General features: G+C 41.4%; 28 protein-coding genes. 19 read left to right on the top strand and 9 right to left on the bottom strand.

The annotated features are described in order from the left end of the window. Nucleotides 1-10: 10 nt before the first annotated feature. Entirely contained in the window at nucleotides 11-661 is a 651-nt protein-coding gene (gene syd / locus AAEY93_RS15495; protein ID WP_351078123.1) for a SecY-interacting protein, read from the top strand. Between the two features lie 76 nt (nucleotides 662-737). Here syd and AAEY93_RS15490 read toward each other — a convergent pair whose 3' ends face one another. Next, nucleotides 738-1511 carry a Zn-ribbon-containing protein gene (locus tag AAEY93_RS15490; RefSeq protein WP_351078120.1) on the bottom strand — a complete coding sequence of 258 codons (774 nt, stop codon included), beginning with the start codon at nucleotides 1509-1511 and terminating at the stop codon, nucleotides 738-740. Then, nucleotides 1512-1880 (bottom strand): hypothetical protein, encoded by a 369-nt coding sequence (locus AAEY93_RS15485; RefSeq protein ID WP_351078117.1) that lies wholly within the window; start codon nucleotides 1878-1880, stop codon nucleotides 1512-1514. A gap of 157 nt (nucleotides 1881-2037) precedes the next feature. Between AAEY93_RS15485 and AAEY93_RS15480 the strand changes: the two genes are divergently transcribed. After that, complete coding sequence (locus tag AAEY93_RS15480; protein WP_101032298.1) at nucleotides 2038-2421, top strand: DUF3192 domain-containing protein; 384 nt, start codon at nucleotides 2038-2040, stop codon at nucleotides 2419-2421. Between the two features lie 34 nt (nucleotides 2422-2455). Here AAEY93_RS15480 and AAEY93_RS15475 read toward each other — a convergent pair whose 3' ends face one another. Next, on the bottom strand, nucleotides 2456-2692 hold the full coding sequence (locus AAEY93_RS15475) for a DUF2789 domain-containing protein (RefSeq protein WP_101032297.1): 237 nt from the start codon (nucleotides 2690-2692) through the stop codon (nucleotides 2456-2458). A gap of 174 nt (nucleotides 2693-2866) precedes the next feature. On the opposite strand from AAEY93_RS15475, the gene AAEY93_RS15470 reads away from it, so the two are divergent. The 5 genes from AAEY93_RS15470 to AAEY93_RS15450 all read left to right on the top strand — a co-directional run bounded on the left by AAEY93_RS15470 (nucleotide 2867) and on the right by AAEY93_RS15450 (nucleotide 8362). Then, entirely contained in the window at nucleotides 2867-3496 is a 630-nt protein-coding gene (locus tag AAEY93_RS15470) for a GNAT family N-acetyltransferase (RefSeq protein WP_351078113.1), read from the top strand. A 66-nt stretch (nucleotides 3497-3562) separates the two neighbouring features. Then, nucleotides 3563-3871 (top strand): Mpo1-like protein, encoded by a 309-nt coding sequence (locus tag AAEY93_RS15465; protein ID WP_351078110.1) that lies wholly within the window; start codon nucleotides 3563-3565, stop codon nucleotides 3869-3871. A gap of 1126 nt (nucleotides 3872-4997) precedes the next feature. Further along, entirely contained in the window at nucleotides 4998-5591 is a 594-nt protein-coding gene (gene msrA / locus AAEY93_RS15460) for a peptide-methionine (S)-S-oxide reductase MsrA (RefSeq protein ID WP_124011904.1), read from the top strand. Between the two features lie 185 nt (nucleotides 5592-5776). Next, nucleotides 5777-6358, top strand: coding sequence for a beta-class carbonic anhydrase (locus AAEY93_RS15455; protein WP_124011903.1), 582 nt, complete (start codon nucleotides 5777-5779; stop codon nucleotides 6356-6358). A gap of 1296 nt (nucleotides 6359-7654) precedes the next feature. Next, on the top strand, nucleotides 7655-8362 hold the full coding sequence (locus AAEY93_RS15450; protein ID WP_124011902.1) for a hypothetical protein: 708 nt from the start codon (nucleotides 7655-7657) through the stop codon (nucleotides 8360-8362). A 182-nt stretch (nucleotides 8363-8544) separates the two neighbouring features. Here the strand turns inward: AAEY93_RS15450 and AAEY93_RS15445 are convergent, their stop codons facing one another. Both AAEY93_RS15445 and AAEY93_RS15440 read right to left on the bottom strand, forming a co-directional pair. Continuing rightward, nucleotides 8545-8931, bottom strand: coding sequence for a DUF3301 domain-containing protein (locus AAEY93_RS15445; protein WP_101032291.1), 387 nt, complete (start codon nucleotides 8929-8931; stop codon nucleotides 8545-8547). Then, nucleotides 8928-9941, bottom strand: a complete 1014-nt coding sequence (locus tag AAEY93_RS15440) for a DUF3549 family protein (RefSeq protein ID WP_101032290.1) — start codon at nucleotides 9939-9941, stop codon at nucleotides 8928-8930. The genes AAEY93_RS15445 and AAEY93_RS15440 overlap by 4 nt, the downstream gene beginning before the upstream one ends. 48 nt (nucleotides 9942-9989) lie before the next feature. On the opposite strand from AAEY93_RS15440, the gene AAEY93_RS15435 reads away from it, so the two are divergent. From AAEY93_RS15435 to purU, 5 genes are all read left to right on the top strand, one after another. After that, nucleotides 9990-10352 (top strand): YqcC family protein, encoded by a 363-nt coding sequence (locus AAEY93_RS15435; RefSeq protein WP_124011901.1) that lies wholly within the window; start codon nucleotides 9990-9992, stop codon nucleotides 10350-10352. A gap of 58 nt (nucleotides 10353-10410) precedes the next feature. Continuing rightward, nucleotides 10411-11292: a tRNA pseudouridine(65) synthase TruC gene (gene truC / locus AAEY93_RS15430; RefSeq protein ID WP_124011900.1), complete on the top strand. Its 882-nt coding sequence runs from the start codon at nucleotides 10411-10413 to the stop codon at nucleotides 11290-11292. A gap of 329 nt (nucleotides 11293-11621) precedes the next feature. Continuing rightward, nucleotides 11622-12086 (top strand): flavodoxin, encoded by a 465-nt coding sequence (locus tag AAEY93_RS15425; protein ID WP_124011899.1) that lies wholly within the window; start codon nucleotides 11622-11624, stop codon nucleotides 12084-12086. Then, on the top strand, nucleotides 12038-13516 hold the full coding sequence (locus AAEY93_RS15420) for a PTS transporter subunit EIIC (protein ID WP_351078102.1): 1479 nt from the start codon (nucleotides 12038-12040) through the stop codon (nucleotides 13514-13516). Before AAEY93_RS15425 ends, AAEY93_RS15420 begins: the two co-directional genes overlap by 49 nt. A 186-nt stretch (nucleotides 13517-13702) precedes the next feature. Beyond that, nucleotides 13703-14554, top strand: coding sequence for a formyltetrahydrofolate deformylase (gene purU / locus AAEY93_RS15415; RefSeq protein WP_351078136.1), 852 nt, complete (start codon nucleotides 13703-13705; stop codon nucleotides 14552-14554). Nucleotides 14555-14947: 393 nt separating this feature from the next. Here purU and AAEY93_RS15410 read toward each other — a convergent pair whose 3' ends face one another. From AAEY93_RS15410 to map, 4 genes are all read right to left on the bottom strand, one after another. After that, nucleotides 14948-15292: a DUF3718 domain-containing protein gene (locus tag AAEY93_RS15410; protein ID WP_124011896.1), complete on the bottom strand. Its 345-nt coding sequence runs from the start codon at nucleotides 15290-15292 to the stop codon at nucleotides 14948-14950. 267 nt (nucleotides 15293-15559) lie between these two features. Then, nucleotides 15560-16384 carry a 2,3,4,5-tetrahydropyridine-2,6-dicarboxylate N-succinyltransferase gene (gene dapD / locus AAEY93_RS15405; RefSeq protein WP_101032284.1) on the bottom strand — a complete coding sequence of 275 codons (825 nt, stop codon included), beginning with the start codon at nucleotides 16382-16384 and terminating at the stop codon, nucleotides 15560-15562. Between the two features lie 50 nt (nucleotides 16385-16434). Continuing rightward, the gene (glnD, locus tag AAEY93_RS15400) at nucleotides 16435-19008 is read right to left on the bottom strand and encodes a bifunctional uridylyltransferase/uridylyl-removing protein GlnD (protein ID WP_351078098.1); all 2574 of its coding nucleotides are present in this window, start codon (nucleotides 19006-19008) and stop codon (nucleotides 16435-16437) included. A 24-nt stretch (nucleotides 19009-19032) separates the two neighbouring features. Further along, nucleotides 19033-19830, bottom strand: coding sequence for a type I methionyl aminopeptidase (map, locus tag AAEY93_RS15395; protein ID WP_124011894.1), 798 nt, complete (start codon nucleotides 19828-19830; stop codon nucleotides 19033-19035). Between the two features lie 349 nt (nucleotides 19831-20179). On the opposite strand from map, the gene rpsB reads away from it, so the two are divergent. From rpsB to ispC, 7 genes are all read left to right on the top strand, one after another. Beyond that, the gene (gene rpsB, locus AAEY93_RS15390) at nucleotides 20180-20908 is read left to right on the top strand and encodes a 30S ribosomal protein S2 (RefSeq protein ID WP_101032281.1); all 729 of its coding nucleotides are present in this window, start codon (nucleotides 20180-20182) and stop codon (nucleotides 20906-20908) included. A gap of 117 nt (nucleotides 20909-21025) precedes the next feature. Beyond that, entirely contained in the window at nucleotides 21026-21877 is an 852-nt protein-coding gene (tsf, locus tag AAEY93_RS15385) for a translation elongation factor Ts (RefSeq protein WP_101032280.1), read from the top strand. 68 nt (nucleotides 21878-21945) lie between these two features. Next, nucleotides 21946-22683 carry a UMP kinase gene (gene pyrH / locus AAEY93_RS15380; RefSeq protein ID WP_101032279.1) on the top strand — a complete coding sequence of 246 codons (738 nt, stop codon included), beginning with the start codon at nucleotides 21946-21948 and terminating at the stop codon, nucleotides 22681-22683. 133 nt (nucleotides 22684-22816) lie between these two features. Beyond that, nucleotides 22817-23359, top strand: a complete 543-nt coding sequence (gene frr, locus AAEY93_RS15375; protein WP_283107434.1) for a ribosome recycling factor — start codon at nucleotides 22817-22819, stop codon at nucleotides 23357-23359. Nucleotides 23360-23440: 81 nt separating this feature from the next. Continuing rightward, entirely contained in the window at nucleotides 23441-24265 is an 825-nt protein-coding gene (gene uppS, locus AAEY93_RS15370; RefSeq protein WP_101032277.1) for a polyprenyl diphosphate synthase, read from the top strand. 20 nt (nucleotides 24266-24285) lie between these two features. Beyond that, nucleotides 24286-25143 (top strand): phosphatidate cytidylyltransferase, encoded by an 858-nt coding sequence (locus AAEY93_RS15365; RefSeq protein WP_101032276.1) that lies wholly within the window; start codon nucleotides 24286-24288, stop codon nucleotides 25141-25143. Nucleotides 25144-25148: 5 nt separating this feature from the next. Continuing rightward, nucleotides 25149-26339, top strand: a complete 1191-nt coding sequence (gene ispC / locus AAEY93_RS15360; RefSeq protein ID WP_124011893.1) for a 1-deoxy-D-xylulose-5-phosphate reductoisomerase — start codon at nucleotides 25149-25151, stop codon at nucleotides 26337-26339. Nucleotides 26340-26344: the final 5 nt, after the last annotated feature.

The following is a 26344-nucleotide window of genomic DNA, read 5'->3' as shown; positions in this document are numbered from 1 at the left end:
AGTGGCTTAAGTGTCTTGTTCATCTGCATTAGATTGCTTTATAAAAAACTATCTTAAATCTTATCAAGATACTTTATCTGAATTTCCGCGCTATTATCCTTTGGGCGAAGACTCAATATGTATTCAAGGAACGTTTGATGCAAATCGCGATGAAATAGTGTTCTGGCAGCCTGTTAAACGGGATAATGCAGCTGATTTTAGCAATGTGGAGCATGCATTAAATATTCAGTTACACCAAGATATTCATGCATTTTATGGCCAATATTTTTCAGCGCCATTACCGTTTACGGCCTCGTTTGGCGACGGTGAATTAATTCAAGCGTGGAATCAAGCCGACTTTGAGAATTTGCAACAAAATGTAATTGGCCATTTGATCATGAAACAAAAGCTTAAACAACCATCTACTTGGTTTATTGGTGTAACAGGTGATGATGATCAAATGCTAACGGTAAACAATGATGATGGCAGTGTATGGATCGAAATACCAGGCCAGAAACAAAGCACTCAAATTGCGCCATCATTAACTGAATTTCTGCAGCAACTATCTCCGCTGATAAAACCGCCGGTTAAACCGATCGAAGACACTGAGATTGTTGCCGATCATCCGGGTATCTGGCAGCGGATCAAAACCATGTGGCAATCGTTACGCGGTAAACAATAATATATACACTTTGAAATGGCAGCAAAACACATCGTTCAGTCTTTGTATGATGTGGTTACTGAGTGTTTTAATCTGCTTATTGATGATCCCAAGATAAATTCGACACTATGCGGCAGGGTTCACAGCGAAAATGGAATAGATCTAAAAGCGGTTGTTCCAGCTTCCAAGCCTGTGAGCCACAACGAGGACACTCCCTGTTCATTTCGCTTTCTAATGACTCGCCACCCACCCGATAAAGATAATAGTAAGTTGGTATTTGAGTTAAATATTCTATCCTGCCACGTAAATCCCAACCGCGTCTAAATAGGTCACTGTCTGTCCGAGTTATTTCATCTAATGCTGCAAACTCAGCTTTTGTGGCGGCTGCCATTTGCAGTTCATCACACGCTTGCCATTCTGTTTGCCATTTTATGATGCGTTTATGATCGCCATTAAAAGTTGCTGGCAGTTGATATAAAGGTATTGGCAGCAGATTATCGCCATTGCGAAGCGGTGAACACATATGCACATAACTGGTATACAACACCTGCCATGACGGGGCGTCGGTATTACTGGCTTCAGAGTTGATGTCTTGGCCGATGAATTTTTCTCTAGGCGCCAATAGTTTGGCTGCTGTCAAGCCTGCTAATGTCACTTTTACCCAAGGGCTATTAAAGCGATTAGCCAGACTGATTTTTTCGGGTAATAACAAACGAGCCCTAAATTCGCCGTCATTAAAGGCGACCGCAAATTCACGTCCAAGAATTTGTCCATTAGCCCGAAGAGCTTCAAGAAACGCATTAATGGCTTTTTCTGCAGCCTCAATGGTGGTGTCGGCAAAACATTCAAAACGCAGTTCGAAGACAAACATTTATTGGTCGACCTTATTATTAATTATATTGCTTTGGACGACCTGGTTTGCTAATTGGCGTTCTAACTCAGCGACTCGTTGGCTCAGCTGATTAATCTGTTGTTGCATGGCGATAACCTGTTGGGTGACTTGAGCGATAGGATCGGGTTGCTCATCAGTTGGCACATCTGCCATTGATAGTATGTCCGTTAATTCTGCTATGTGCTGCCATTCAGATTTAGGTAACGCTTTAAATTGTTGTAAACCTTGGATCAGGATTGGCATTGAAATTCGATTACCTAAGCGACTTTTTATCAGCGCTAAACTGGGAGTATGTCCATTGTTGGCAATCGATTTAGCTGCTGCAAGCACCTGTTCAATTGGACTCATTGTTGGTGAAATTCCTTAATGTTTTATAGTGAGATTAACTAACTTATGTGGTATTAAAAATAAACCCATATAAATCAATGTATTAATTGTGGCACGATTTTGGCTTAAAGACTATGTAAATACAATTCGGATTATATTTTAACAAAAAGGACGCAACATGAAATTAAAACTTATCGCAGCAGGATTAATTGGCGCAACATCACTGATGTTAAGTGGTTGTGTGATCAGTGTTGGTGGTCATGAATCGGGTAAAAGTGCTGACTATTGGCAAGAGCAACAGGATGAAAATCGTCAACTAATCACCAAATTGTCTATGGGAATGAGCAGTGATCAAGTGACAACCCTGATGGGCATAGCAGATTTCAGCGAAGCTTATGCTAAGCCGACTCAAGACCGCGCCGATCAGTCTATCAAAGTGTTGTTCTATCGCACCCAATGGGCTGAAGGAGATGGTAAAACAACTAAAGACGAATGCACGCCAATTGTGTTCCGAGACGACGTTTTAGTGGGCTGGGGTGACGCCGCCTATAAACAAATTTAGTCATTGAGTCACGTCATCTGACATTAACAATCAATTACGCTTCAGCTCGCATCATCACGTCCAATTGGTCAATCACTTCTGACCATTGGGCGTCTTCTAATAATGCCTCTTTTAAAAATGCTTTTTGACCTGGGTTCCAGCAATTAGCATCAGTGATTAATGTGTGCTTATCAAGTTTATTTTGGATAACAAAGTCATCGATCCCCTCTTGATGATGAGGCAAACCTAATTGCTTAAATAAGTGACTTAGATCATTTAATGTTGTGTCCATTTGATGCATTCCTTGTAATGGTTAAGTCGATAAATTCAGTATCAATCTTGATGAGAAAAAATGCAAACAACTGTCGTATATAACCGTTTTGTAGGTCAAACGCATAAACAAAACTTGTAGATTGTTTCAAACTTGTTAAATTAAGTTCAGAGAGTTAATCAACAAGGAATAATAATGGTCAATAACACCTTGGAAACCCTACGTGCAGTGTATTTAACCGCTGAAGACATACGGGTTGCAGCTTCCATTCTCTATAATGCTTATCATGATGACCCTTATTTTATCGAGGTACTCGGCCAACAAGATACTCAACAATATGAACAAAAACTTCGTGCCGCTATTCGTGAAGAATTAAATGAATTATGGCAACAAGAACAACCTTTGATTGGCCTATTTGACGGTGACCGTTTAATCGGTGTTGCGTGTGTTATTACTCAACAAGTGCCGCTGGGCGAGGGACGTTATTGGCATTGGCGTTTCAAAATGATGTTAGGGACTGGCTGGAAATCAACTCAGGGATTAATGCAAAAAGAAACCTGTATTTTAGAACATCTTCCTTCTCAAAAATGCGGAATTTTACAATTTATTGCCTTATCACCTAATGAGCAGCATAAAGGTTATGGTGCCAAACTCATTCAAGCGGTATTGAGTTGGTGTGATGAACAACGTAGGCTCGATGGGGTCGGGGTATTTGTCAGTAATCCTTCACATCATAAAGCATTAGTACAACAAGGGTTTACTAGTATTGCCACCGTTAACGTTGGCAATGTCGAGGGTGAAATATTATTTTACAACAAGGTATAACTCAAGACTACATAATCTAATATTAACAGAGCATATGATTAGCTGGTGATTAAAAAGGAGTGAGTAATGCAACCTAAACGTTATTCTTCATTTGCAGAGTTTTACCCATTTTATCTGTCGCAACATCAAGATCCTGTTTGTCGAAGACTGCATTACATTGGCAGTAGCATTATTTTGGTGATTGTTGTTAATACCTTGATTAACCAGCATTGGTGGCAGCTGTTGTGGGTGCCTGTAGTTGGGTATGGTTTTGCATGGTTAGGGCATTTTATGTTTGAAAAAAATCGGCCAGCTACATTCACTTACCCGTTATACAGCTTGTGGGGTGATTGGGTCATGTTTGGTCAAATGTTAATGCGTTTATGGCGTAAATAATCCGATAGTAATAACTTGCTCACACTTCTGTAAGCCATATCCTACAAGTCTGTAGGGGATCCTATTTTAAGTTGTCAGTGTTTAACGTCATCAATTATTTTTAACCCTACAAAATCAGCTTCTTATAACTTTTTATGCTTTTTTAGATGTTGCTAATTTGTTTGTTAAATGTCGTGTGTCTTTTTCATGGCGTTTTATGTGGTTAGAATATTGTTATCGAAAGCGAGTCATGAGTTGCTTTTCTTAGGATGAGAAATAAAACGAATGATGCTTAAGAATTTCAAGGATGAGACTAGGAAGGACATGCTCACGGATTAGGGCATAAACTCGGCAGATGGATAGCCGGATCAAGGAAGAGTGTAGACAGTAAAAAGTCGACACAAGGGTAAAGGGACAGGACTGCATGAAGCAGTATGGATGATTCAACGGATTGATATGGATTTAACGCTCAGCCAATGGACCGGCTGTTCAATGGAATGACACTCATGAGTCTTTTGTTATACACAAATAGACAAGGAAATGAGAACAGGGAAAAGGACTGCAGGAAGCATGATTACATGGATGGTGCAGGGAGCAAACTTTCAGCCGGATTGCTGACAAAAGCGTTTAATGGGCACAACCTTATAACTTAAGGTTGTGCCTTTTTGCTTTTTGGCGAAAAGTTTATGGCATTTGGATCCTGTGAATAAGGTTGTGTAAATAACAAATCTAAGATTCATAATAAGTCCCAAAGTGTAAACTGATTTAGGATGTCATCATATAGGCATGCAGCTTAATAGCGCACTCATTACGATGAATATTTATCTATCCTTGTGGAGTCTTATGTTTGCCCTATGACCTAATTCATACAGTGAGTATGCCTATTTCTATATTGATACCCTGAATTCGTCATCTTGAGCATTCTGACGCGCGTGACCCTTAGCCTAAATAATAATTCAATGATTAACCTATTGCGTTAACAACGCTGATTTAGCAGTAAAACTATCTATTATGTAAAAATAGACAACAAATCCGAGGTAATCATCACGACTCTCGGGCATAGTGAACCTCTAAATCATTAACTTCGTAATGTAAATATCTTAGATACAAACACATCAATAAACTCGGAAAAATAATGGAGGGTATTATGAAAAACACACTAGTGTTAATAATATTAGCAGCAAGTTTATTGTTTTATGCTGCTAATGCCACTGCAGATAAAACCATTTTGGCCGGAGGATGTTTCTGGTGTATGGAATCAGACTTTGAAAAACTTGATGGCGTAACCGATGTGATCTCAGGATTCACAGGCGGAATCTTAAAAGACCCCACATACAATGGCAACCATGACGGTCATTTTGAAGCGGTTCAAATAACCTATGATCCTAGCAAGGTGAGTTACAAAGAGTTGTTAGATTATTACTGGGTTAACATAGATCCCTTTGATGCAAAGGGGCAATTTTGTGATAAAGGTACAAGCTATTTAAGCGCGATTTTCGTGGCAAACGATAAAGAAAGGGAAATTGCCCAACAGTCTAAAAGGGACATTGAAAAGCAATTTCCCAATAATAACGTTATTACGCCAATCTTAAATGCTTCTATTTTTTACCCAATTAAGGGCGATGAAAGTTACCATCAGGATTACTATAAGAACAGTCCCATTCGGTATCATGCTTATCGCTGGAATTGTGGTCGAGACCAAAGGTTAACAGACATTTGGGGAGATAAAGCGACACATTAATCTGATTGATGTTAGTCAAACACCTATGGGGTCGATTGATAGTTGGTTAGTTTATGTCATTGCTTATATCAGTCTGTAACAGATTCTGTGTAATTACCCCAGAATTGAGATAATAACCGCGACATTCATAATTGCGATGTAGTGGACGCACAATAAAATACGCTTCACCACAAAGGAGAACAAAGGTGAGTAAAATAGTACAAGAAATAACATCAGCAAATGCTGATTATGTAGCTGGTTTTGGGGATAAAGGCAATTTGCCAATGCCTCCTGGCAGGCAGTTTGCCATCCTGACATGTATGGACGCACGTTTAGATCCTGCTAAATATGCAGGTCTTGCCGAAGGTGATGCCCATGTAATTCGTAACGCAGGCGGCAGAGCAAGTGATGATGCTATCCGTTCATTAGTCATTTCTTACAAATTACTTGGCACAAAAGAATGGTTTGTTATTCATCATACAGATTGCGGAATGGAAACATTTAATAATGAGATAATGGCTGATTTGTTGTCTGCAAGTCTAAAAACATCAAGTGTTGACGGATCAGGCTGGCATGATAGTCATGCTGGTGGTGGCACTACAGACGGCAAGTTTATTGAGTGGCTGACTATTAGTGATCAAGCTAAAAGCGTGTTATCTGATGTAGAAAGAATTAGAAATAATTCAATGGTGCCAAGTGATATCCCTATTTATGGTTATATTTATGATTGTAAAACGGGGAGTCTTGTTGAGGTTCCTGAAGCAACAGAAGCGGGAAAGGCAAGTTAGAACCTAACAAAGCAAATTCACTCGGATGATTAAAAAAACGGTGCGGCTTTCACTGCAGCCACACCGCTTTTAGCTGTCGATGATTTGCAGCGTTAAGCATATTTTTCTCAGCAACATTTCTCGAGTGAGGATCTTCGTTTAATTTATTTTTGTCCAAGCATGACTTGTCGAAAATAGGCCCGCGAAATTATCCTTGTGTTAGATTCTAGGGCGGACGCTGTCCTTCGAGGACGCTTCGATTCTAGGATCTAGGACTTAAGATCTAGGAATAGTGATATTAAAAGGGAGTCACCATCATCTTCAATCACTGCCTTGATCCGTTACCCTACGACAGCTCTGAAACGAGCATCTTGAAGTGGAATGGTATACCCGTTATTAGCGTATTACGGTTGCTCTCGTGATTTGCTGGTTTGCCGCACTCATCAATACCAACTCTCCTTCGGTTATATGGATTAAGGTTAAGCAAAATAGCGGATTTAAGCCAGGGTTTGAGCTGTTTGCTGGTTTAGGATGTTTAGTTAATAGTAATCGTTAACTAGATGTTTACCTTTTTTGCCTGCCGCCTTGTGAGATATATCTCACAAAGTGTGTGAGCCGAACCACCTAATTGATAGCCCATATGTCTATGAGAAATTTAATCTATTGATTCTATTCGTTATTTTAATTTATGTTGTCTGTGAAATATTTTAATCATTTACAGGTACCTGTTTACGTCTAGGTAAATGAATTATTATTTATCTCGTTCCTAGGGAAGGGACATTACAAGGTAGTAAAGCGGTCGTGGAAGACCATGAGTATATGGATATAATGGACGGTATTAAGTTTCAGGATGAAACGTTAGGCTTGCTCAATGGACGCAATAGCGGATTAAGCGGGTTTTATAACATTATCAGGATGATAGTGTGCAATGGATGCCAGATTGTACGCAAATGATTTGCGACAGGATAGAGTAAGAATTTCATGGATGATATAAGGACACGCTTAGGATGGAGCAGGCTCGGTAAAAGGATAATCGAGTAAGAGGGAAAGTACTTTATTGTACATGGAACATCAAGGATTGAACAAGGATAGAGCAGGAAGCAAGCGATACGTATGGATGGTGCAGGGAGCACATTTATAGCTGGAAAGCTTAACAAGAGATCAAGAGGCCGCGGCAGTTACTGTCGCGGCCTTTCTTTTGCTTTTTTTCCGTGATGACTGGAACTTATCGTTGTTATGTTGTCAAATTGTAAACACTACGATGTTTGAACTTAAGCATGACGTTAGGTTGATATTGGGTTTGATTAAGGAGAAAACATGAAGCTGTTTAAATTAGTGATGGCGATGAGTCTTGGTTTTATTTGCTATAGCGCTAATGCCGAGGTGACTCCAGAGGAGCAACAATGGGTTGAGCAGGCATTAAGCGATATTAATCATAATACCGATGACTCAAATGTACGTTGGCAATACGCACAGCATACGGTGATGCCTGACTTAACACGGATAGAGCAATTTGATGCTTCACAGCCTGAAACACAACGATGGACGTTAGTGTCTGAAAATGGTGAAACACCGGATAAAAAACGTGTAGACAAATATCAACAACATCAACAAGATCTTAATCAAGACAAAGATGAAAACAGTCATGAAGTGGCATTTTCTGATCTTATTGATGTAACCACACTTGTATTTGTTGGTGATGATGACTCCAACCTAGTGTTTAAATTTGTACCCAATATTGAAGAACTCGATAATGAAGCCCTAACTGGCGTGCTTTATTTAGATAAAGCGTCTAAGCAGTTAAGAAAAATTTTGATCAGCAATACCGATGAGTTGAATCCGGCATTTACCGTCACGCTGACTAAATTTGAATTAGAGTTGGTATTTGGTGTTTTTGAAGGTTTAGTGATGCCTGAACATACATCAACCATCATTAACGGTACTGCGGCAATTTTTAAATCTCTTGATAGCATCCAAACGGTGACTTATCTCGATTATAAAGTGATTGATAAGCCTAAAGCCTAATGGCGAGATCGATAATGCATTTCCTTTGTCGGTAAATCGGGTCGACAATAAAAACGCTATTTTGCTCATGAATGGCAAAATAGCGATAAATGAACCTCAACTCGGGAAGAGGTGAGCTTACTCGGTAAAAGCGGCTTGACGTGCCCTTATAATGCTTAAATGAACCTTACTCATTTGACTCACTAGTTGCATTTGCCTGAACCGCAACTTTTACTGCTGCCGCATCCGCCAAATTTACCACTGGCCATAGGGGCATCCATCCATTCTGGTTCTGGAAAAATGGGCCATTCGATTTTTTTTACACGATTACCATGCATTAAAATATGGCCTTGATATTGGTTGAGGCCATCGGTACTAAATTCGAACATAAATGTTGCTTTCCAACAGATACCGGTACTGCCACCGATGCTTGGACGGGCTGACACCATTGCAATAGCGAGCAATTGTACATTTTGTTTTTTACAGGCTTGTTCTGTAAGGGTCCTGCTTAACTCTGCCATTTGTCTTAGCTGCCAAAAAAAAGCCGCTACCACGACTAAAGCAACAATTAATAAAAAATCACTCATCATAGGCTGGTTGCTCTAAATAATCCGCCAATAGCGGTTGCTAATTGAACGCTTCTGTCTGGATGCCTTAAGTCGGCTAATAATCCTTGACGCAAGCTAGGTATTGCCACGATATCAGCAAAAACTTGATTAAAGAAGGGCTGTGGCTGTTTTGCTAGCGCTTCCAAATAGTGTTTACGAATGGCATCATCTTTTAAGGCTAACCAATTACGTGCCGCAATGGTTATTAGCGTGTTGTTGTCTAACCCTCGTTGGTCATTTAACTGATTAATCGCTGTCATACTGTATTGAACATCAGACGCCAATGCCGCTAAATACATAACTTTTATATGATCTTCAGCTTGTTCTAATTGGTTAAATAAATGCTCTGCAAGGCGTTTACCAATATTAATGTGTTCTAAGCATTGGCAAAGTGCGGCTTGCACTTCCATTGGAGCATGATCAAGTGCGTTAATCATGTCATTAAGATGGTTAAATTGATGTGCGCGAACGCAAATATCGGCTAAACCTTGTAAACCCAGTTGTGGCCAAGTGTCTTGTGCTGCTTGACCAGACAAATATTGTGCGGCAAATTCATATTGGCTCGATGCAGCTTGGCCAAGTTGAAGCCTGACTAATGCATTAAATAATGCCAATTTGTGCTGATTAGGCTTAAAGCTAAAAGGATGATTGGCTAATTGCTCTTGCTGCTCATCCGTTAATTCTTGGGTTGGATTACGCCCTAGCGCTTCTAAGATCATCTTAATAAACTGAGTCCGCGGCGCCGGTGATAATAGGCCTTGCTCATCTAACGGTAATTTTACAAACCAAATATAAGGTAATTGCTGTTGTTGCCAAAATACGATAGCAAACTGCGCATGACCTTGAATGGGATAAGGATATGGCGCCAGTAAAGAGTCAATTTGCTGAAAGGCGACCATATCGATATGTTGCACCCGGCGACCTAAATCATATATTTGGAATTGAGTATTTGCGGTCGTTAGAAACTGGCTTAAGGTGGTTATTTCGGTCATGGTGTTGTCACTAAATCAAAGAAGTTGGATGGGTATTCAATTGACTAAATGATATCATATTCCGACTTAGCCTTGATGTTGTTGTTCACTTTTATGCTTTATTTAACCAGTAAAAATCATTTAATTAAATTAGAACAATTGCTTAAGGATTTTCAGCTTTGGTCTGATATTTCACCATCTGTATCTGCTATGACCAGCACGGCGCCATTTTGCTGCGATGTAATGGCATTTGAGCAATGGCTGCAGTTTATTTTCATTCCCAAAATGACTGAGCTTATTGTGCTGCGACAACCTTTGCCAACCAATATGGCCTTGGCTCCAATGGCTGAACATGTGTGGCAAAGTAAGCCCCATGGTAGTGTTATGATTACCCAGCTACAACAATTTGACGCCTTGCTAAGTCAGCGTTAAGCGAACTACCCATAAACGTCATCACATTTGGCCAATACAAAATAAGAAAGTGATAAACATGATCTCAAAAGATAACGATGTTGAATACTCATTGGATAATGATGACTTATGTGATCAAAGAAGCTCAGACGACATTGATGATGCCTCTGCTGCAGACACCGAACACGATGACGACTTACCGCCTCCTCATATCGATATATTATTTGAAGACGAGCATATTGTAGCGATACATAAACCGGCGGGTTTATTAGTTCATCGCAGTTATTTAGCCCGTAGAGAGCGCTTTTTTGCGATGCAGATGACCCGTGATTTGGTGGGGTGCCATGTTTTTCCGGTGCACCGCCTTGATCGACCTACATCTGGAGTGTTGCTGTTTGCTAAATCCAGTGAGGTGGCCCGGCTGTTGTGTGAACAATTTGCCGATCACAGTATTAAGAAGCAATACTTAGCCATCGTTCGTGGCAACATGCATGAGTCTGGTATCTTAGATTATGCCCTTAAACAAGAGTTTGATGATTTGGGCGATAAGCATGTTGATCCCAATAAAGCGGCACAAGAAGCGGTGACGGATTATCAACCATTATTGAATACCGAAATACCTTTTAGTTCAGGTCGCTATCCAACTAGTCGTTACGGATTGGTAAGACTCAGTCCCCACACAGGGCGAAAGCATCAGTTACGTCGCCATATGGCGCACTTACGTCATCCAATAGTCGGTGATACCACCCATGGCGATGGCAAGCAAAATAAGTTTTTTCGTGAGCACTTCCATGTTAATCGCCTATGGCTGATAGCCAAAAGCTTACAGTTTGTGCATCCTGTAACGCAGCAAGCAATGCACATAGAGACGGAACTAGAGTCTGAGTGGTTAGATATTTTCAGCGAGTTTGGCTGGGGTGATGATCAATTATCATCGATACCAAGTATCTTATTAAGCTAATTCATTCGATCAGCCAGCAAGGCTTTGAGTTTTTCAAATTCCGCGATGGGCGGTAAGCTCTCGTGTTGCTTTTGCTCCATGTGGAAATAATAGTTGCGGCGAATGTGGGCGAATTTGTGTTGGAGTTTTAATTTTCGCTTTCTGCTCAGTTGTCGCATCGTCTTGGTTCCGTTACTGCGTTGCTTTATATTAAACCAACCTGCGTTGGGCGGTCCAATTAAACAACATACTATAAAAGACACTTGCGAGAGACCAAAAGAATACAGTAAGGTAAGTTATTAAGACTCAAGGTATTTTATATCGCATTTCATTTAAGGGGAAAGTATACCATGAAAAAGGTCAACGTTGTTTTTGGTACCGTTTATGGTAGTGCACAATTTACAGCTGAAACAGTGACTAAGGCAATTGCAACGTTAGGTTTTACCACTAAACTTTGGCAACCTAATGAATTATCTGGTTTTGTACCTCCTCAAGATGAGCTATTGATTATCGTGTCTTCAACCACTGGCGAAGGGGAGGTACCTGAAGATATTTTTCCTTGGTTTAACGAGCTTAAATCCAGTGCACCGTATTTACCATTATTGCAATACAGCCTAATAGGATTAGGTGATTCAAGTTATGACACTTTTTGCGGGGCTATTAAGCAATTTGATCAATTGTTAACAGAGCTAGGAGCCACACCGCTTACTGAACGATTAGAGATTGATGCCTGTGAAACGATGGAACCAGAAACAGAAGCTAAAAAATGGATAGCCAGTTGGCACAACGCCGTCACATCGGAAAACGTAGTGTAAATTTTATTACCCAGCAGTGGTTTAAGTTTGCCCAGCGCCTAAGCCAGGCGCTATTGATCCCGATTGCGATCTTGCCTGCAGCAGGGGTAATGCTAGGCTTAACTGTCAATCCATTGTCCTTTATTCCGCCAGAATTAAATACTGTGTTGTTTGCAGTAGGTAATCTGGTATTTACTATGATGCCTTTATTATTTAGTGTCGCGGTGGCCATCGGATTTTGTCGAGATCAAGGCATTGCCGCATTTTCTGCCGTGTTTGGTTTTGGGGTGTTTTTATCCACCATGGGTGCCCTGACCGACATATATGGTTTAGTCTCACGGCCACTGTGGGGCATGCAAACTATTGATACCGGTATTGCGGGTGGAATGTTAGTTGGGGCGATCACTTGCCTAGCGGTTAGAATCAGTCAACATGTTAAATTACCGGCTATTTTTTCATTTTTTGAAGGTCGTCGTAGTGCACCCATAATTGTTATTCCTCTGTCTATGGTGCTGGCCTATTTACTGGTCCATGTCTGGCCGCCTTTGTCGCATTTTATTGAAAATCTTTCTGATTGGTCTGTATACCAAGATCCCGCCATTGCGTTTGGTGTTTACGGCACCGTTGAACGTTTATTAATTCCACTCGGATTACATCATATTTGGAATGCGCCATTTTATCTTGAAGTAGGACAGTACATTAACCAAGGCACCGTGGTAAAAGGTGAGGTGGCTCGTTATTTAGCCGGTGATCCGTTGGCGGGAAATCTCGCCGGAGGTTACTTAATTAAAATGTGGGGCTTACCTGCTGCAGCGCTAGCTATTTGGCGTTGCGCAGATAAACCTCAGCGCAATCGGGTTGCAGGGATTATGTTATCTGCGGCTACGGCAAGTTGGTTGACTGGAGTGACCGAGCCAATAGAATTCGCCTTTATGTTTGTCGCGCCCATTCTGTTTATTGTGCATGCATTACTGACCGGTATTGCTTATAGCGTGTGTATTTTACTCGAAGTACATCACAGCATTGTGTTTTCCCATGGCTTAGTCGATTTTAGTTTATTGTTTTCTCGCTCTGCCAATACCCATTGGTTCTGGTTACTTGGGCCGCTGACAGCATTAATCTATTACGCTATCTTCAGGGCCAGTATTTTAGCCTTTAATTTAAAAACACCAGGGCGAATAGAGCCAAGTCATCACCCTGTAGAGCCAAAAGAGAGTTTACGCGCGATGATTTCAGCCTTAGGCGGTCGCGAGAATATTGTTGAGATTAATGCGTGTTTAACCCGCTTACGTATTAGTGTTAATCAAGCTGATTTAATCGATAAAGCGAGATTAATGCGTTTAGGGGCTAAAGGCGTGGTGGTCATGGGCAAAGGCGTGCAAGTGGTCTATGGCACCAAGGCTGAAACACTGCGTAAATTACTGCAAAAATATCTAGACTCTCGACGTTAGCTCGGATGGTTGTAGCATTTTTGATTCACTTGTAGTGCATTTTTGAGGTTTTTGTTTTTAAACAAACCTTTTTTATCTTTTATGAGTCATTCCCATTAAAAACATCCCCCAAATTTGTATTTCAATGGCACACTGTTAGGCCGTCATTTAACAGGAGTTGTACGCGTGAGCCATCAAGATAAAACCATGATTAATCCAGCCAAATTACAGCGAAAAGTGTTGATAACCGATTGTGCTGATGCTCAGGGGTTAATTGCCAAAATCACCAACGTATGTTTCGCTCATCAATTAAATATTATTAAAAACACCGAATTCGTTGACCATACTCAAGGTCGCTTTTTTATGCGCGCAGAGCTTGAAGGCCTGTTTGATGATGAGCGCCTATTAACTGAATTACGTGATGTCTTGCCTGCTCAAAATCGCATGAGGCTAGTCGATACGGGTAAAAAGCGCATTGTTATCATGGTGACCAAAGAAGCGCATTGTTTAGGTGATATTTTAATGAAGTCTTATTACGGCGGCTTAGATGTTGAGATTGCTGCTGTAGTGGGTAATTATGATGTGCTGCAACAATTAACTGAAAAGTTTAATATTCCATTTCATTATGTTAGCCATGAAGGCTTAAATCGCCAGGAACATGAGCAGGCGATGTTAGCGGTGATTAAACCTTATGATACCGACTTTTTAGTGTTAGCTAAATATATGCGAGTGCTAACGCCTGAGTTTGTGTCAGCATTTCCAGATAAAATTATTAATATTCATCATTCGTTTCTGCCGGCTTTTATTGGTGCATCACCTTACAAACAAGCCTGGGATCGCGGTGTTAAAATCATCGGTGCCACCGCTCATTTTGTGAACAACAATCTTGATGAAGGGCCTATTATTAAACAAGATGTGATTTCGGTTGACCACAGCTTTAGCGCTGAAGAGTTAGCTCATAATGGCCGTGATGTTGAAAAAAGTGTATTAAGCAAAGCATTGCAATTAGTTCTCAACGAGCAAGTTGTGGTGTACGGTAATAAGACCGTAGTATTTTAAAATAAAGTGTTTTAAAGCACAGCATCTAAATCATAGCATTGCAGCAATAACATTTTTAACCAAGATGATTTACAGACTCAAACAATCGCTTTTTAGGATTAGTATTTAAAAATAGACTAAAAATTCATTGCGTTGCAATGACGGTACTCGATGTTTGACTAGGCTTCAGGGGGGAGGCATTGCAACTCTCTTATTAATGGTCATTTAACGCTTATTAATGTTGATAGACTCATTTTTAGATGCATTTTAGCGCCTAGAGCCGCATCCCTGCGGCGCTATAGATTATGAATTTAGCTTGGTGATTTATAGGGGTAAATATTGGCTTAGGTGTATATGGGTTAATACGGATTGTCTTCATTGTTAGGTGGTTAAGGGTTATTACAAGTATTATTGTTAATAGCGAACATCATATAAAGGCTGGGTCTCACCTAGATAAGCTAAGTCACGAATGCTGACATGAGCTTCGGCATAGGGCGCAATTAAACGGGCTGTTTTATCGGCATTGCGACTAAGGGTAAATTGATGAAAACTTTCGCCGTTACAAACGAGGCGAGGAAAGATCCTAGCCTTATTGATACGATAGCTTTTCATTGTGTCATTAAATTGGAATACCTTATTGCTAGCGCCAGCTTTACAGACGGCAATTAAGGTGTTTTCTACATTGGGATCCATAGCAGCTTGGCTGTTCATTGACCAAAGTGATAAGGATAAGGCTGTAAGTACGATAATAGTTTTCATAGTGACTCCTTTACCTAACCTTTAAAGTAAAGGCCATTTTCACCTAGAAATGAAGTGTAATTGGTGTCACTTTGTGTAACAAACCCCCCTCAGTTCGACAAAATGTAACTGGGAGTAACAAATCGTGTCGCATTCAGAGTGTCGCCACATAACTAGTTGAAAGAAAAGGGCTTATTTTTTATTATCATGTTTTTTCTAGTGAATAAAAGCTAATTGTATGAAAAGGCTCAATAATTCATTGAGCCTTATTATTTCATCAAAGATCAATTAATCAACGATCCGTAATAGTTCATTGATCCCGACTTTACCACGGGTTTTCGCATCGACCTTTTTAACAATAATCGCCGCATATAAGCTGTAAGTGCCACAAGCCGATGGCAAGTTACCTGATACCACAACCGATCCTGCTGGAATGCGACCATAATGCACTTGGCCGGTTTCGCGATCAAAAATTCGGGTGCTTTGACCAATGTAAACGCCCATTGAAATCACGCTACCTTCTTCAACCACCACACCCTCAACGATTTCGCTGCGAGCGCCAATAAAGCAGTTGTCTTCAATGATGGTTGGGCCAGCTTGTAACGGCTCTAATACACCACCGATCCCAACCCCACCAGATAAGTGAACGTTTTTACCAATCTGTGCGCAGGAACCAACCGTTGCCCATGTATCAACCATAGTGCCTTCATCAACATAAGCGCCTAAGTTAACGTAAGATGGCATTAATACAGTATTTTTACCGATAAATGAGCCTTTACGAACGGTTGCGGGTGGCACAACACGGATCCCTTCTGCTTTAAAACGAGCTTCGTCATAATCGGCAAATTTCTGCGGGACTTTGTCGAAATACTTGGTGTCACCACCGTCAATCACGCTGTTATCAAAGATGCGAAAAGACAGTAGTACGGCTTTTTTGAGCCATTGGTGGACATGCCATTCACCAGCAATTTTTTCTGCAACACGAACTTGGCCTTTATCGAGCATATTGATCACGGTTTCAACATCGGCGCGAACACTTGGTTCTACGTTAGATGGTGAGATGTTTTGACGTGTTTCGAATGCTGTTTCAATGCGTTGGCGTAAAGCCTCCATTGTTTTCTCCCGGTATTAAATGATTAGTAGCATAATAGTAAGGTTAAAAATTAGTTAGATGATTTTAGTGCAAGTGTTAGCGCAGCAGACAATTGCTGTTGTTGTTGCTCATCTAGGGCTGAAGCACTTTGGTTTTGTAAAATAAAAAAGTCTTCTGCACGTTCACCAATAGTGGTAATTTTAGCCGCCAATAGTGTCACATTACAACGATAGAGAATGTCACCGACTTTGGCCAATAGGCCAGGCGTGTCTAAGGTGATTAATTCCATCATACTTGTACCATGGCGAGCACTGGGTAAGAAACTCACATGAGTGGCAACATTAAAAGGTTTCATGATCCGGGCTAATTTTCTAAACTTCGGCAGTTTTGGGTTTTCAGTAGCCAAGGCTTTTTCGAGTGCTTTACGGATACTTTGAATGCGCGATAATTGGATAATCGGTTCGCCATCTTGTTCTAAAATCACAAAGGTGTCGAGTGCATAATCATCTTTTGATGTCATGATGTTAGCGTCATGAACATTGATATTTTTATTGTCTAAAACCGTCATCACGGTGGCAAAAAGTTTGGGTTTATCTTTGCTGTAGACAAAGAGTTCTGTACCACCTCGAGTGGTATGCTTTGACATTAACACTAATGGCTCGTCGTGATGATGTTTTAAAATGGCTTCTGCGTGCCAAGCCACTTGAGTCGGTTGATGGCGTAAAAAGTATTCTGCTTTGAAACGTGTCCAGAGTGCATCCATGTCTTTTTCTTTTAGGCCACGACGAATAAGTTCTTTTTTAGCTTTGGCTTGGATCTCTTTAACTCGCGCTTTAACATCGACTGGTTTTTCTTTACCCCGAGCTAATACTCTTTGGGTTGAAAAATACAAATCGCGCAGCAATGATCCTTTCCAATTATTCCACGTTTTCTCATTGGTGGCACAGATGTCGGCGACAGTGAGGCAATATAAATAACTTAAATGCGCTGCGTCGCGGACTTTTTCAGCAAACAGTGCAACCACTTCTGGATCGGAAATATCTCTGCGTTGAGCTGTGATCGACATCACGAGGTGATTTTCAACTAACCATGCCACTAAACGTCCGTCATGGTCATTCATGCCATGTAATTTACAGAAATCGATGGCATCTTTTGAGCCTAATTTGCTGTGATCGCCGCCACGGCCTTTGGCAATATCATGAAAAATTGCCCCGAGTACCAATAAACCTCTTTTCGGTAATTGATTAATTAAGATGGCGCCCAGTGGGAATTCATCTTTTTGTTCAACGTGTGAAAATCGGTCAATATTGAGCAGTAATCTATGGGTGTGTTCATCAACGGTATAGGCATGAAATAAATCAAATTGCATCTGGCCTTCAATCTTGCGCCAAGCCGGTAAGTAAGACGATAAAATACCGTGTTGGTGCATTAATGAAAATGCAGCAATACCTCGTGGATGTTTTAGGATCTCCATAAACACTTTTCGACACGCGGGGTTTTCCTGTAAGGGTGATGTTAGTGATCTACGAGTATTACGCAATAATCTTAACGTGGGCGCATAGATTTCTTGGATATTGGAATTTTTAGCCACCAGTAGAAATAAACGTAATATTTCTTCGTTATGACAGCTAAACAAATCGTCATCCAACACTTCGATATAACGACCTCGACGTTGATAAACCTCACTAATGGGCTGTATTTCTAACGCTTGAGTGTGACCTAATGTGGCGCGCTTAAACAATTGCAGCAGCATCTGATTAAGCTCCATCACGCGGCGCACCGTGCGATAGTAGCGTTTCATCATCTGCTCGACGGCTAATTGGGTTGCATCTTCGTAACCTAATAAACTGGCGATTTGTCGTTGTAAATCGAACAATAAACGGTTTTCGTTACGATTAGCGGTGATGTGGAGTGCAAAACGGATTTCCCAGAGAAAATTTTGGCATTCCAGTAATTCAGCTAATTCGGCTGGCGCTAGAAAATCGTGCTCGACTAAATCTTCTAATTTAGCAGCATCAAAATGGCGCATCGCGACCCATGCTATGGTCTGAATATCGCGTAATCCGCCAGGGCAGGTTTTAATGTTAGGTTCTAAATCAAAGGCACTGGCTTTACTGTGGCGCGCGGTTTGTTCATCTTTCTTGGCGTTATAAAAGTCATAAGAGGGCCAAAAGTCTTGTTGACGGACGGCGTCATATAACACGTCAAATAGGAATTCACTGCCGGTGAGTAATCTGGCTTCGATCAGATTGGTCGCAATGGTGATGTCTGCTTTGCCTTGCTCAATGGTTTGCGAGATAGTGCGAACACTGTGGCCTATCTCAAGCCCAGTATCCCAAAGATAAGTAATAAGTTGACTCAGCTGGTTTTCAATCTCTGGCGATAGTTGTTCATCGTCAACTAAAAACAGTAAGTCAATGTCTGAATGTGGATGCAGCTCACCACGGCCATAGCCGCCAACGGCAACGAGGGCAAGATGACCATTATTTAATGAGAAATCTTGCCAAGCTTGCGTCAGTAAAGCATCAACAAATTGACAACGGTGTTTAACAATATCAACAATAGGATGTTTTGCTGTGTATTGCTCAACTAAGCGCTGGTTTAAGTCAATTAATGCGTTTTTGGCGGCCAGCGCAGTATTCATTGATGTCCTTACTAATTTAAGTCTTTAGTGGTTAATGATCCGTGGGAAGTCTTCTTCTTCACGCAAAGTTAACACTTCTACACCGGTTTGGGTCACTAACAGTGTATGTTCCCACTGTGCTGAATTCTTACCATCAGAGGTCGTGACCGTCCAATTATCATTTTTATCCAATACTGTAGTATGACGACCAGCATTGATCATTGGCTCGATCGTAAAGCACATACCCGGTCTTAGCACGATTTTATCATTATTCTTATAATGAACAACTTGAGGTTCTTCGTGGAACCCTGTGCCAATACCGTGACCACAATAATCTTGTACGATGGAGTACTTATCAAGCCCTGTTTTGCTTGTCTTAATGAATTTTTCGATGGTTGTGCCAATTTCACCTAATTTTAAACCAGGTCGTACTTTACGAATGGCTAAATACAAGCTTTCTTGGGCAATGCGACTCAAACGTTTGTCTTTTGCTGACACTTCGCCGATTAAAAACATTTTTGAGCTATCACCATGATAACCGTCTTTGATGACAGTAATATCAAGGTTGATCATATCGCCATCTTTTAAGACGTATTCACAAGGGATACCGTGGCAGACGACTTCGTTAACCGAGGTACAAATAGACTTCGGAAATCCGTGGTAATTCAATGGCGCAGAAATAGCCCCTTGTTCTTCGGTATATTGAGCACAAATCTCATTTAATTCATTTGTGGTCACTCCTGCCTTAACATGTGGGGCCACTATTTCTAATACTTGCGCCGCTAATTTACCCGCTGCACGCATCTTTATTATTTCGTCTGCATTTTTGATCACAATACTCATGAAAACTCTCTATCCTTTGACGGTCAAAATAGGCATGTTTTATCCAAGGTTTTACGGCAAAAAGTTGTATTTACATGCCGTTTATGGTATAAAGCGCGCCGTTATGTGTAAAATCGTTGTTGTACGGTTCGAGTTAATATGATGTCAATCGCGGCTTTTTTAAGCTAGATATACATCTTGTTCGGCAAATCGTAAAATATTGCGGTCATTATACATGGCAATTAACTTAAATACTAAATCACACACGTATCGACACATTTTTCGGGGTGCTTTCTCATTCTTAACGGAAGTTAGAAAGTCGAGACATGGGATGCGTGGAGGTCTAACCCCTTACATTAAGGTATATACAATGACTACTGTTTCAATGCGCGACATGCTACAAGCTGGTGTTCACTTCGGTCACCAAACTCGTTACTGGAATCCTAAGATGAAGCCTTTCATCTTCGGCGCTCGTAATGGTGTACACATCATCAACCTTGAGCATACCGTGCCAATGTTCAACGAAGCTTTAGCTTTCATTAGCAACATTGCTTCTAAGAAAGGTAAAGTATTATTCGTAGGTACTAAGCGCGCTGCCGGCGAAGCTATCAAAGCATCTGCACTTTCTTGTGATCAGTACTATGTTGATCACCGTTGGTTAGGCGGCATGTTAACTAACTGGAAAACTGTTCGTCAGTCAATCAAGCGTCTTAAAGAGCTAGAAAGTCAGTCTGTAGACGGTACTTTCGACAAGTTAACTAAGAAAGAAGCGCTAATGCGTACTCGCGAATTAGACAAGTTAGAAAAGTCTTTAGGCGGAATCAAGAACATGGGCGGTTTACCTGACGTATTATTCGTTATCGGTGCTGACCATGAGCATATCGCTATTAAAGAAGCAAACAACCTAGGTATCCCAGTTGTTGCAGTTGTTGATACTAACTCTGCACCAGATGGTGTTAACTATGTCGTTCCAGGTAACGACGATGCGATGCGTGCTATCCGTTTGTACACTTCTACTGTTGCTGAAGCGGCTAATGCTGGCCGTGGTCAAGATTTAGCGGTACAAGCAGAGCAAGACGGTTTCGTAGAAGCTGTTTAATAAGGCGTGATGGTTTCCATCCCCCTTATTTGCCAATAAGATAATTGGTGAGCAGGGGCCAATCGGCCCCTGTTTTATAAATGCAATATTAGTCGAATTAAATTAGAGGATTTAACAATGGCAATTACTGCTGCCCAAGTTAAAGAACTTCGTGACCGCACTGGCGCTGGCATGATGGACTGTAAGAATGCACTGACTGAAACTGACGGTGACATCGAACTAGCAATTGATAACATGCGTAAAAGCGGCGCCGCGAAGGCTGCTAAAAAATCAGGTAACATCGCTGCTGACGGTACAATTCTAATCAAGAATGGCGACGGTTTCGCTGCACTATTAGAAGTTAACTGCCAAACTGATTTCGTTGCAAAAGATTCAAACTTCCTAGCATTCGCTAACTCAGTGTTAGACGTTGCTGCTGCATCTAAAGTTACTATCGAAGACTTAAAAACACAGTTTGAAGAAACGCGTGTTGCGCTAGTAACTAAAATCGGTGAAAACATCAACGTTCGTCGCGTTGAGTATATCGAAGGTGCAAACCTAGCATCTTACCGTCACGGTGATCGTATTGGTGTTGTTGTAGCCGGCGAAGCTGATGAAGAAACGCTAAAGCACATCGCAATGCACGTTGCTGCTTCTAAGCCAGATTTCGTTAACCCTGAAGATGTTCCTGCTGAACTTGTAGCAAAAGAGCAAGCGCTTCAAATCGAAATCGCGATGAATGAAGGCAAGCCTGCTGAAATCGCTGAGAAGATGGTTTTCGGTCGTATGAAGAAGTTCACTGGTGAGATATCTCTTACTGGTCAAGCTTTCATCATGGAACCTAAGAAAACGGTTGGCGAAATTCTTAAATCGAAAGGCGCTAAAATAACCAATTTCGTTCGTTTAGAAGTGGGTGAAGGTATCGAGAAAAAAGCAGAAGATTTTGCTGCTGAAGTAGCTGCACAAATTGCAGCGACTAAAAAAGCGTAATCGCTTTTATCTAAATACCCTAAGACCGCAGCAACCGCTGCGGTTTTGTTATGATCAGGATGAAAATTATGAGCACCAATCCAAAACCGGCGTTTAGACGCATTCTGCTTAAATTAAGCGGTGAAGCATTAATGGGTGAAGAAGGCTTCGGCATTGACCCAAAAGTACTTGATCGTATGGCACAAGAAGTGAAAGAGCTTGTTGAACTTGGAATTCAAGTTGGTGTGGTTATTGGTGGTGGTAATCTATTTCGTGGCGAAGGCTTAGCAAAAGCAGGCATGAACCGCGTAGTGGGCGATCACATGGGTATGTTAGCAACCGTAATGAATGGCTTAGCCATGCGTGATGCCTTGCACCGTGCATATGTTAATGCCCGCCTTATGTCTGCTATCCCGCTCAAAGGTGTATGCGATGACTACACCTGGACAGAAGCAATTAGTTTATTAAAGTCTGGTCGAGTGGTGATTTTTGCCGCGGGTACCGGTAATCCATTTTGTACAACGGATTCTGCAGCATGTCTACGTGGTATTGAGATTGAAGCTGAAGTGGTACTAAAAGGTACTAAAGTAGATGGTGTATACTCTGCAGACCCGATGAAAAACCCTGAAGCGGTTAAATATGAAACGCTTACTTTTGCGGAAGTCCTTGAATCAGAATTAAAAGTAATGGATCTTGCTGCATTTACTATGGCGCGTGATCATAATATGCCTATTCTTGTCTTCAATATGAATAAGCCAGGTGCACTTCGCCGGGTGATTATGGGTGAACAAGAAGGTACGATTATTAGCAGTAAAAAACCTGCTTAATCACAGACACAAAAAATATTACATTATATAATTTAAATGTTTGAGCCGTTTTATTGCATGTGTCATTCTTAGGCTAATGCTCAGACACAGATGAATTTGTGACAAAAAGGAAATTATTGTGATTGATACTATTATGTTAGATGCGCGTGAGCGTATGAGTAAATGCGTTGAGTCTACTAAAAACCAAATGGCGAAAGTTCGCACCGGTCGTGCACACCCAAGTTTATTAGATTCTATTCAGGTTTCTTGCTATGGCTCTACGTCACCCCTTAATCAAGTGGCTAACGTGGGTGTAGAAGACTCTCGTACATTAACTGTAAACGTGTTCGATAGATCGATAGTTCAATCGGTAGAAAAAGCAATCATGAGCTCTGATTTGGGCTTAAACCCGATGACTGCCGGTGCAACGCTACGTATTCCGTTACCTTCGTTAACTGAAGAACGTCGTAAAGACTTCATCAAAGTGGTCCGTAACGAAGCAGAAAACGGCCGTATTGCTATTCGTAACGTGCGTCGTGATGCGATCAGTGAAGTCAAGAAGCTTGAAAAAGCCAAAGACTGTACTGAAGATGATGTTCGTCGTAGTGAAGATGAAGTGCAAAAGCACACTGATTCATCTATCAAAAATATTGATCAAATTCTAGCAACGAAAGAAAAAGAGTTGATGGAAGTATAATCTGTCAATTTAGACGCTAGAGTTAACACGCCGTGTAAGGGTATACTACACGGCGTTTGTTTTTATAAAGGATTGTCGTAGATGTCTTCTACAGTTGAGTTTGAATCAGACCCTAAAGCCGATTCGGAGTTAATGACTTCGCAATTGCTGCCAGGACAATTATCTGATGCGGTAAAACAATCTCTGCCTAAGCATGTTGCGATTATTATGGACGGCAATGGCCGCTGGGCACAACTGCAGGGTAAAGCGCGGGTTTTTGGTCATAAAGCGGGTGTTAAAGCGGTGCGTCGTGCGGTAAGTACTGCAAGTCAACTTGGTATTGAATCATTAACCTTGTTTGCATTTTCCAGTGAAAATTGGCGCCGACCAGATAAAGAAGTCAGTTTGCTAATGGAACTGTTTTTTACAGTGTTACAACGTGAATTAAAATTACTCGACAAAAACCAAGTTAAGCTCAATATTATTGGTGATATCAGTCGCTTTTCGCCTCGCTTGCAAAAGCAAATTGCGTCGGCTCAAGACAAAACGGCTGCCAATACCGGTTTGATATTAAATGTGGCGGCGAACTATGGCGGACGTTGGGATATCTTGCAAGCAGCACAAAAATTAGCCGAAAAAGTTGAAAGTGGTGAAATCAGCAGCAGTCAGATGACTGAAGAAGCATTAAATGAACATTTGTGCATGCAAAGTCAGAGCGAAGTTGATTTAATGATCCGAACTGGCGGTGACTACCGCATTAGTAATTTTGTATTATGGCAGGCCGCCTATGCCGAGTTTGTGTTTACTGACACTCTATGGCCTGACTTTGATGAGCAAGCATTTCGAAATGCCATTGCCATTTTTGCCCGTCGGCAGCGCCGTTTTGGTTTGACCGGGAGTCAAATTGAAGAGATACGCGCAATATAAATCTTAAGAGGATTAGTTTCTTGCTAAAACAACGAATAATAACAGCATTGTGGTTAATCCCAATTGTACTCGGGGCTATATTTTTACTATCAGCAAATGTGTTTGCTTGGGTGTTAGTGCCAGTGTTTTTAATTGCAGCAAAAGAGTGGGGCAGTTTTATTGACCCAAGCTGTAATGTCACCCAGTGGTCTTTTACCGCGACACTCGGTCTTTTACTCATAGCGCTTAATTTAGCTGTACCCATTGATGTGTTGTGGTTTAAAGGGCAATTACACCCTATGTACCTTGCCATTATCACTATCGGTGTATTTTGGTGGATAGTCAGCAGCGTATTGGTGTTTAGTTTTCCTAAAAGTGCCAAAATATGGAAAGACAGCCCAATGTTGAAATCCATGTTTGGCCAGTTAACACTCATACCGTGTTTTGCCTCTTTGATCGCGCTTAAATCATTAAGCAGCAACGTTCACCCCTATTATGGTGGTGCATTAGTGTTTCTTGTCATGCTAGTGGTTTGGGCTACGGATACGGGGGCTTATTTTGCTGGCCGTAAGTTAGGTAAGCATAAATTGATGCCGAGTGTGAGCCCAGCTAAAACACTTGAGGGCTTAGTGGGTGGCTTAATTACCACTATGGTTGTGGTTGCGGGTATTATGTATGTCGCGCCAGAACAAGAGTTAGGCTTGCTCATTGTGGTCACGTTAGTCACTGCGCTGGCATCTGCTTTTGGCGATTTGTCTGAAAGCATGTTTAAACGTGCTGCTAACATTAAAGATTCAGGCTCTATTTTACCTGGTCACGGTGGTGTTTTGGATCGTATCGACAGTTTAACCGCAGCACTGCCAGTATTTACCTTTATCTATATCACCCTGTGGATGTAATACCAATGCAGAATATAGTGATTTTAGGGGCAACAGGCTCAATAGGTGCAAGCACTTTAAGCGTGATTGTAAATAACCCTACCGATTTTCATGTCCATGGATTAGTGGCCAATGCCAGTGTTAATAAAATGCTGGCCTTGTGCATCACCCATCAGCCTGAATATGCTCATATGGTGGCCGAGAGCGCTGCTATGCAGCTGAAAGCATTATTACCTAAAAACTGCATTACTCAAGTGACGACAGGGGCTGAGGCTCTGAACGCGTTAGTGACAGACAGTCGCACTGATACCGTTATGGCGGCCATTGTTGGTGCTGCTGGTTTAGTGCCGACATTTGATGCCGTTAAAGCGGGTAAACGGGTGTTGTTAGCCAACAAAGAAGCATTAGTGATGTCGGGTGAGTTATTTATGCACACGGCTAGAGCATCGGGAGCAACCGTTTTACCTGTCGACAGCGAGCATAATGCGATTTTTCAATGTTTACCGACTAATGTACAAGCCCAGTTAGGCTATTGCGATCTGACTGCCAATGGCATCTCACATATTTTATTAACCGGTTCTGGTGGGCCGTTTTTAAACACTGATTTAACCACCCTGAGTGCGATGACGCCTGCTCAGGCGTGTAATCACCCTAATTGGTCTATGGGACCTAAAATCTCTGTTGATTCAGCCACTATGATGAATAAAGGTTTAGAGTTTATCGAAGCCCGCTGGCTATTTAACACGCAGGCTGAACAACTCAAAGTGGTCATTCACCCGCAAAGCGTGATTCATTCAATGGTGCAGTACCGAGATGGCTCTGTTATTGCGCAAATGGGTAACCCCGATATGCGTACACCCATTGCTCATTCTATGAGCTATCCGCAAAGAATTGACGCTGGCGTTGAACCTTTAGACTTTTTCAAAGTCGGACAATTAAGCTTTTGTGAACCTGACTTCAGTCGTTTTCCCTGTTTGCGTTTAGCCATGCAAGCCTGTGAACAAGGGCAAGAAGCCACCACAGTATTAAATGCTGCTAACGAAGTTGCCGTTGATGCTTTCTTAAAGGGTCAGATCCGTTTTACTGATATTGCAACTATAAACGCACGTTGTTTAGACCAGGTACAACAAACTCGCTTAGCCAGTATTGACGATATTTTACAGTTAGATGCACAAACACGCACGACAGCAATGTCTGCCATTAAAGCACTTAATTAGTTCAG

Source organism: Shewanella sp. CAL98-MNA-CIBAN-0140 (assembly GCF_040309905.1).
Classification (GTDB): domain Bacteria; phylum Pseudomonadota; class Gammaproteobacteria; order Enterobacterales; family Shewanellaceae; genus Shewanella; species Shewanella psychromarinicola.
The sequence above is the reverse complement of the archived record's forward strand: the minus strand, read 5'-3'. Positions and strand labels throughout refer to the sequence as shown.

Coding starts and splice junctions, on each gene's coding strand:
- AAEY93_RS15470 (WP_351078113.1), top strand. CDS start 2,867: ATGGTCAATAACACCTTGGAAACCCTACGTGCAGTGTATTTAACCGCT.
- rpsB (WP_101032281.1), top strand. CDS start 20,180: ATGACTACTGTTTCAATGCGCGACATGCTACAAGCTGGTGTTCACTTC.
- purU (WP_351078136.1), top strand. CDS start 13,703: ATGATTAATCCAGCCAAATTACAGCGAAAAGTGTTGATAACCGATTGT.
- AAEY93_RS15445 (WP_101032291.1), bottom strand. CDS start 8,931: ATGATGAGTGATTTTTTATTAATTGTTGCTTTAGTCGTGGTAGCGGCT.
- truC (WP_124011900.1), top strand. CDS start 10,411: ATGATCTCAAAAGATAACGATGTTGAATACTCATTGGATAATGATGAC.
- frr (WP_283107434.1), top strand. CDS start 22,817: ATGTTAGATGCGCGTGAGCGTATGAGTAAATGCGTTGAGTCTACTAAA.
- AAEY93_RS15490 (WP_351078120.1), bottom strand. CDS start 1,511: ATGTTTGTCTTCGAACTGCGTTTTGAATGTTTTGCCGACACCACCATT.
- AAEY93_RS15435 (WP_124011901.1), top strand. CDS start 9,990: ATGATATCATATTCCGACTTAGCCTTGATGTTGTTGTTCACTTTTATG.
- AAEY93_RS15475 (WP_101032297.1), bottom strand. CDS start 2,692: ATGGACACAACATTAAATGATCTAAGTCACTTATTTAAGCAATTAGGT.
- AAEY93_RS15480 (WP_101032298.1), top strand. CDS start 2,038: ATGAAATTAAAACTTATCGCAGCAGGATTAATTGGCGCAACATCACTG.
- uppS (WP_101032277.1), top strand. CDS start 23,441: ATGTCTTCTACAGTTGAGTTTGAATCAGACCCTAAAGCCGATTCGGAG.
- ispC (WP_124011893.1), top strand. CDS start 25,149: ATGCAGAATATAGTGATTTTAGGGGCAACAGGCTCAATAGGTGCAAGC.
- AAEY93_RS15425 (WP_124011899.1), top strand. CDS start 11,622: ATGAAAAAGGTCAACGTTGTTTTTGGTACCGTTTATGGTAGTGCACAA.
- pyrH (WP_101032279.1), top strand. CDS start 21,946: ATGAGCACCAATCCAAAACCGGCGTTTAGACGCATTCTGCTTAAATTA.
- AAEY93_RS15485 (WP_351078117.1), bottom strand. CDS start 1,880: ATGAGTCCAATTGAACAGGTGCTTGCAGCAGCTAAATCGATTGCCAAC.
- msrA (WP_124011904.1), top strand. CDS start 4,998: ATGAAAAACACACTAGTGTTAATAATATTAGCAGCAAGTTTATTGTTT.
- glnD (WP_351078098.1), bottom strand. CDS start 19,008: ATGAATACTGCGCTGGCCGCCAAAAACGCATTAATTGACTTAAACCAG.
- AAEY93_RS15410 (WP_124011896.1), bottom strand. CDS start 15,292: ATGAAAACTATTATCGTACTTACAGCCTTATCCTTATCACTTTGGTCA.
- AAEY93_RS15420 (WP_351078102.1), top strand. CDS start 12,038: ATGGATAGCCAGTTGGCACAACGCCGTCACATCGGAAAACGTAGTGTA.
- AAEY93_RS15440 (WP_101032290.1), bottom strand. CDS start 9,941: ATGACCGAAATAACCACCTTAAGCCAGTTTCTAACGACCGCAAATACT.
- AAEY93_RS15465 (WP_351078110.1), top strand. CDS start 3,563: ATGCAACCTAAACGTTATTCTTCATTTGCAGAGTTTTACCCATTTTAT.
- tsf (WP_101032280.1), top strand. CDS start 21,026: ATGGCAATTACTGCTGCCCAAGTTAAAGAACTTCGTGACCGCACTGGC.
- AAEY93_RS15450 (WP_124011902.1), top strand. CDS start 7,655: ATGAAGCTGTTTAAATTAGTGATGGCGATGAGTCTTGGTTTTATTTGC.
- map (WP_124011894.1), bottom strand. CDS start 19,830: ATGAGTATTGTGATCAAAAATGCAGACGAAATAATAAAGATGCGTGCA.
- dapD (WP_101032284.1), bottom strand. CDS start 16,384: ATGGAGGCTTTACGCCAACGCATTGAAACAGCATTCGAAACACGTCAA.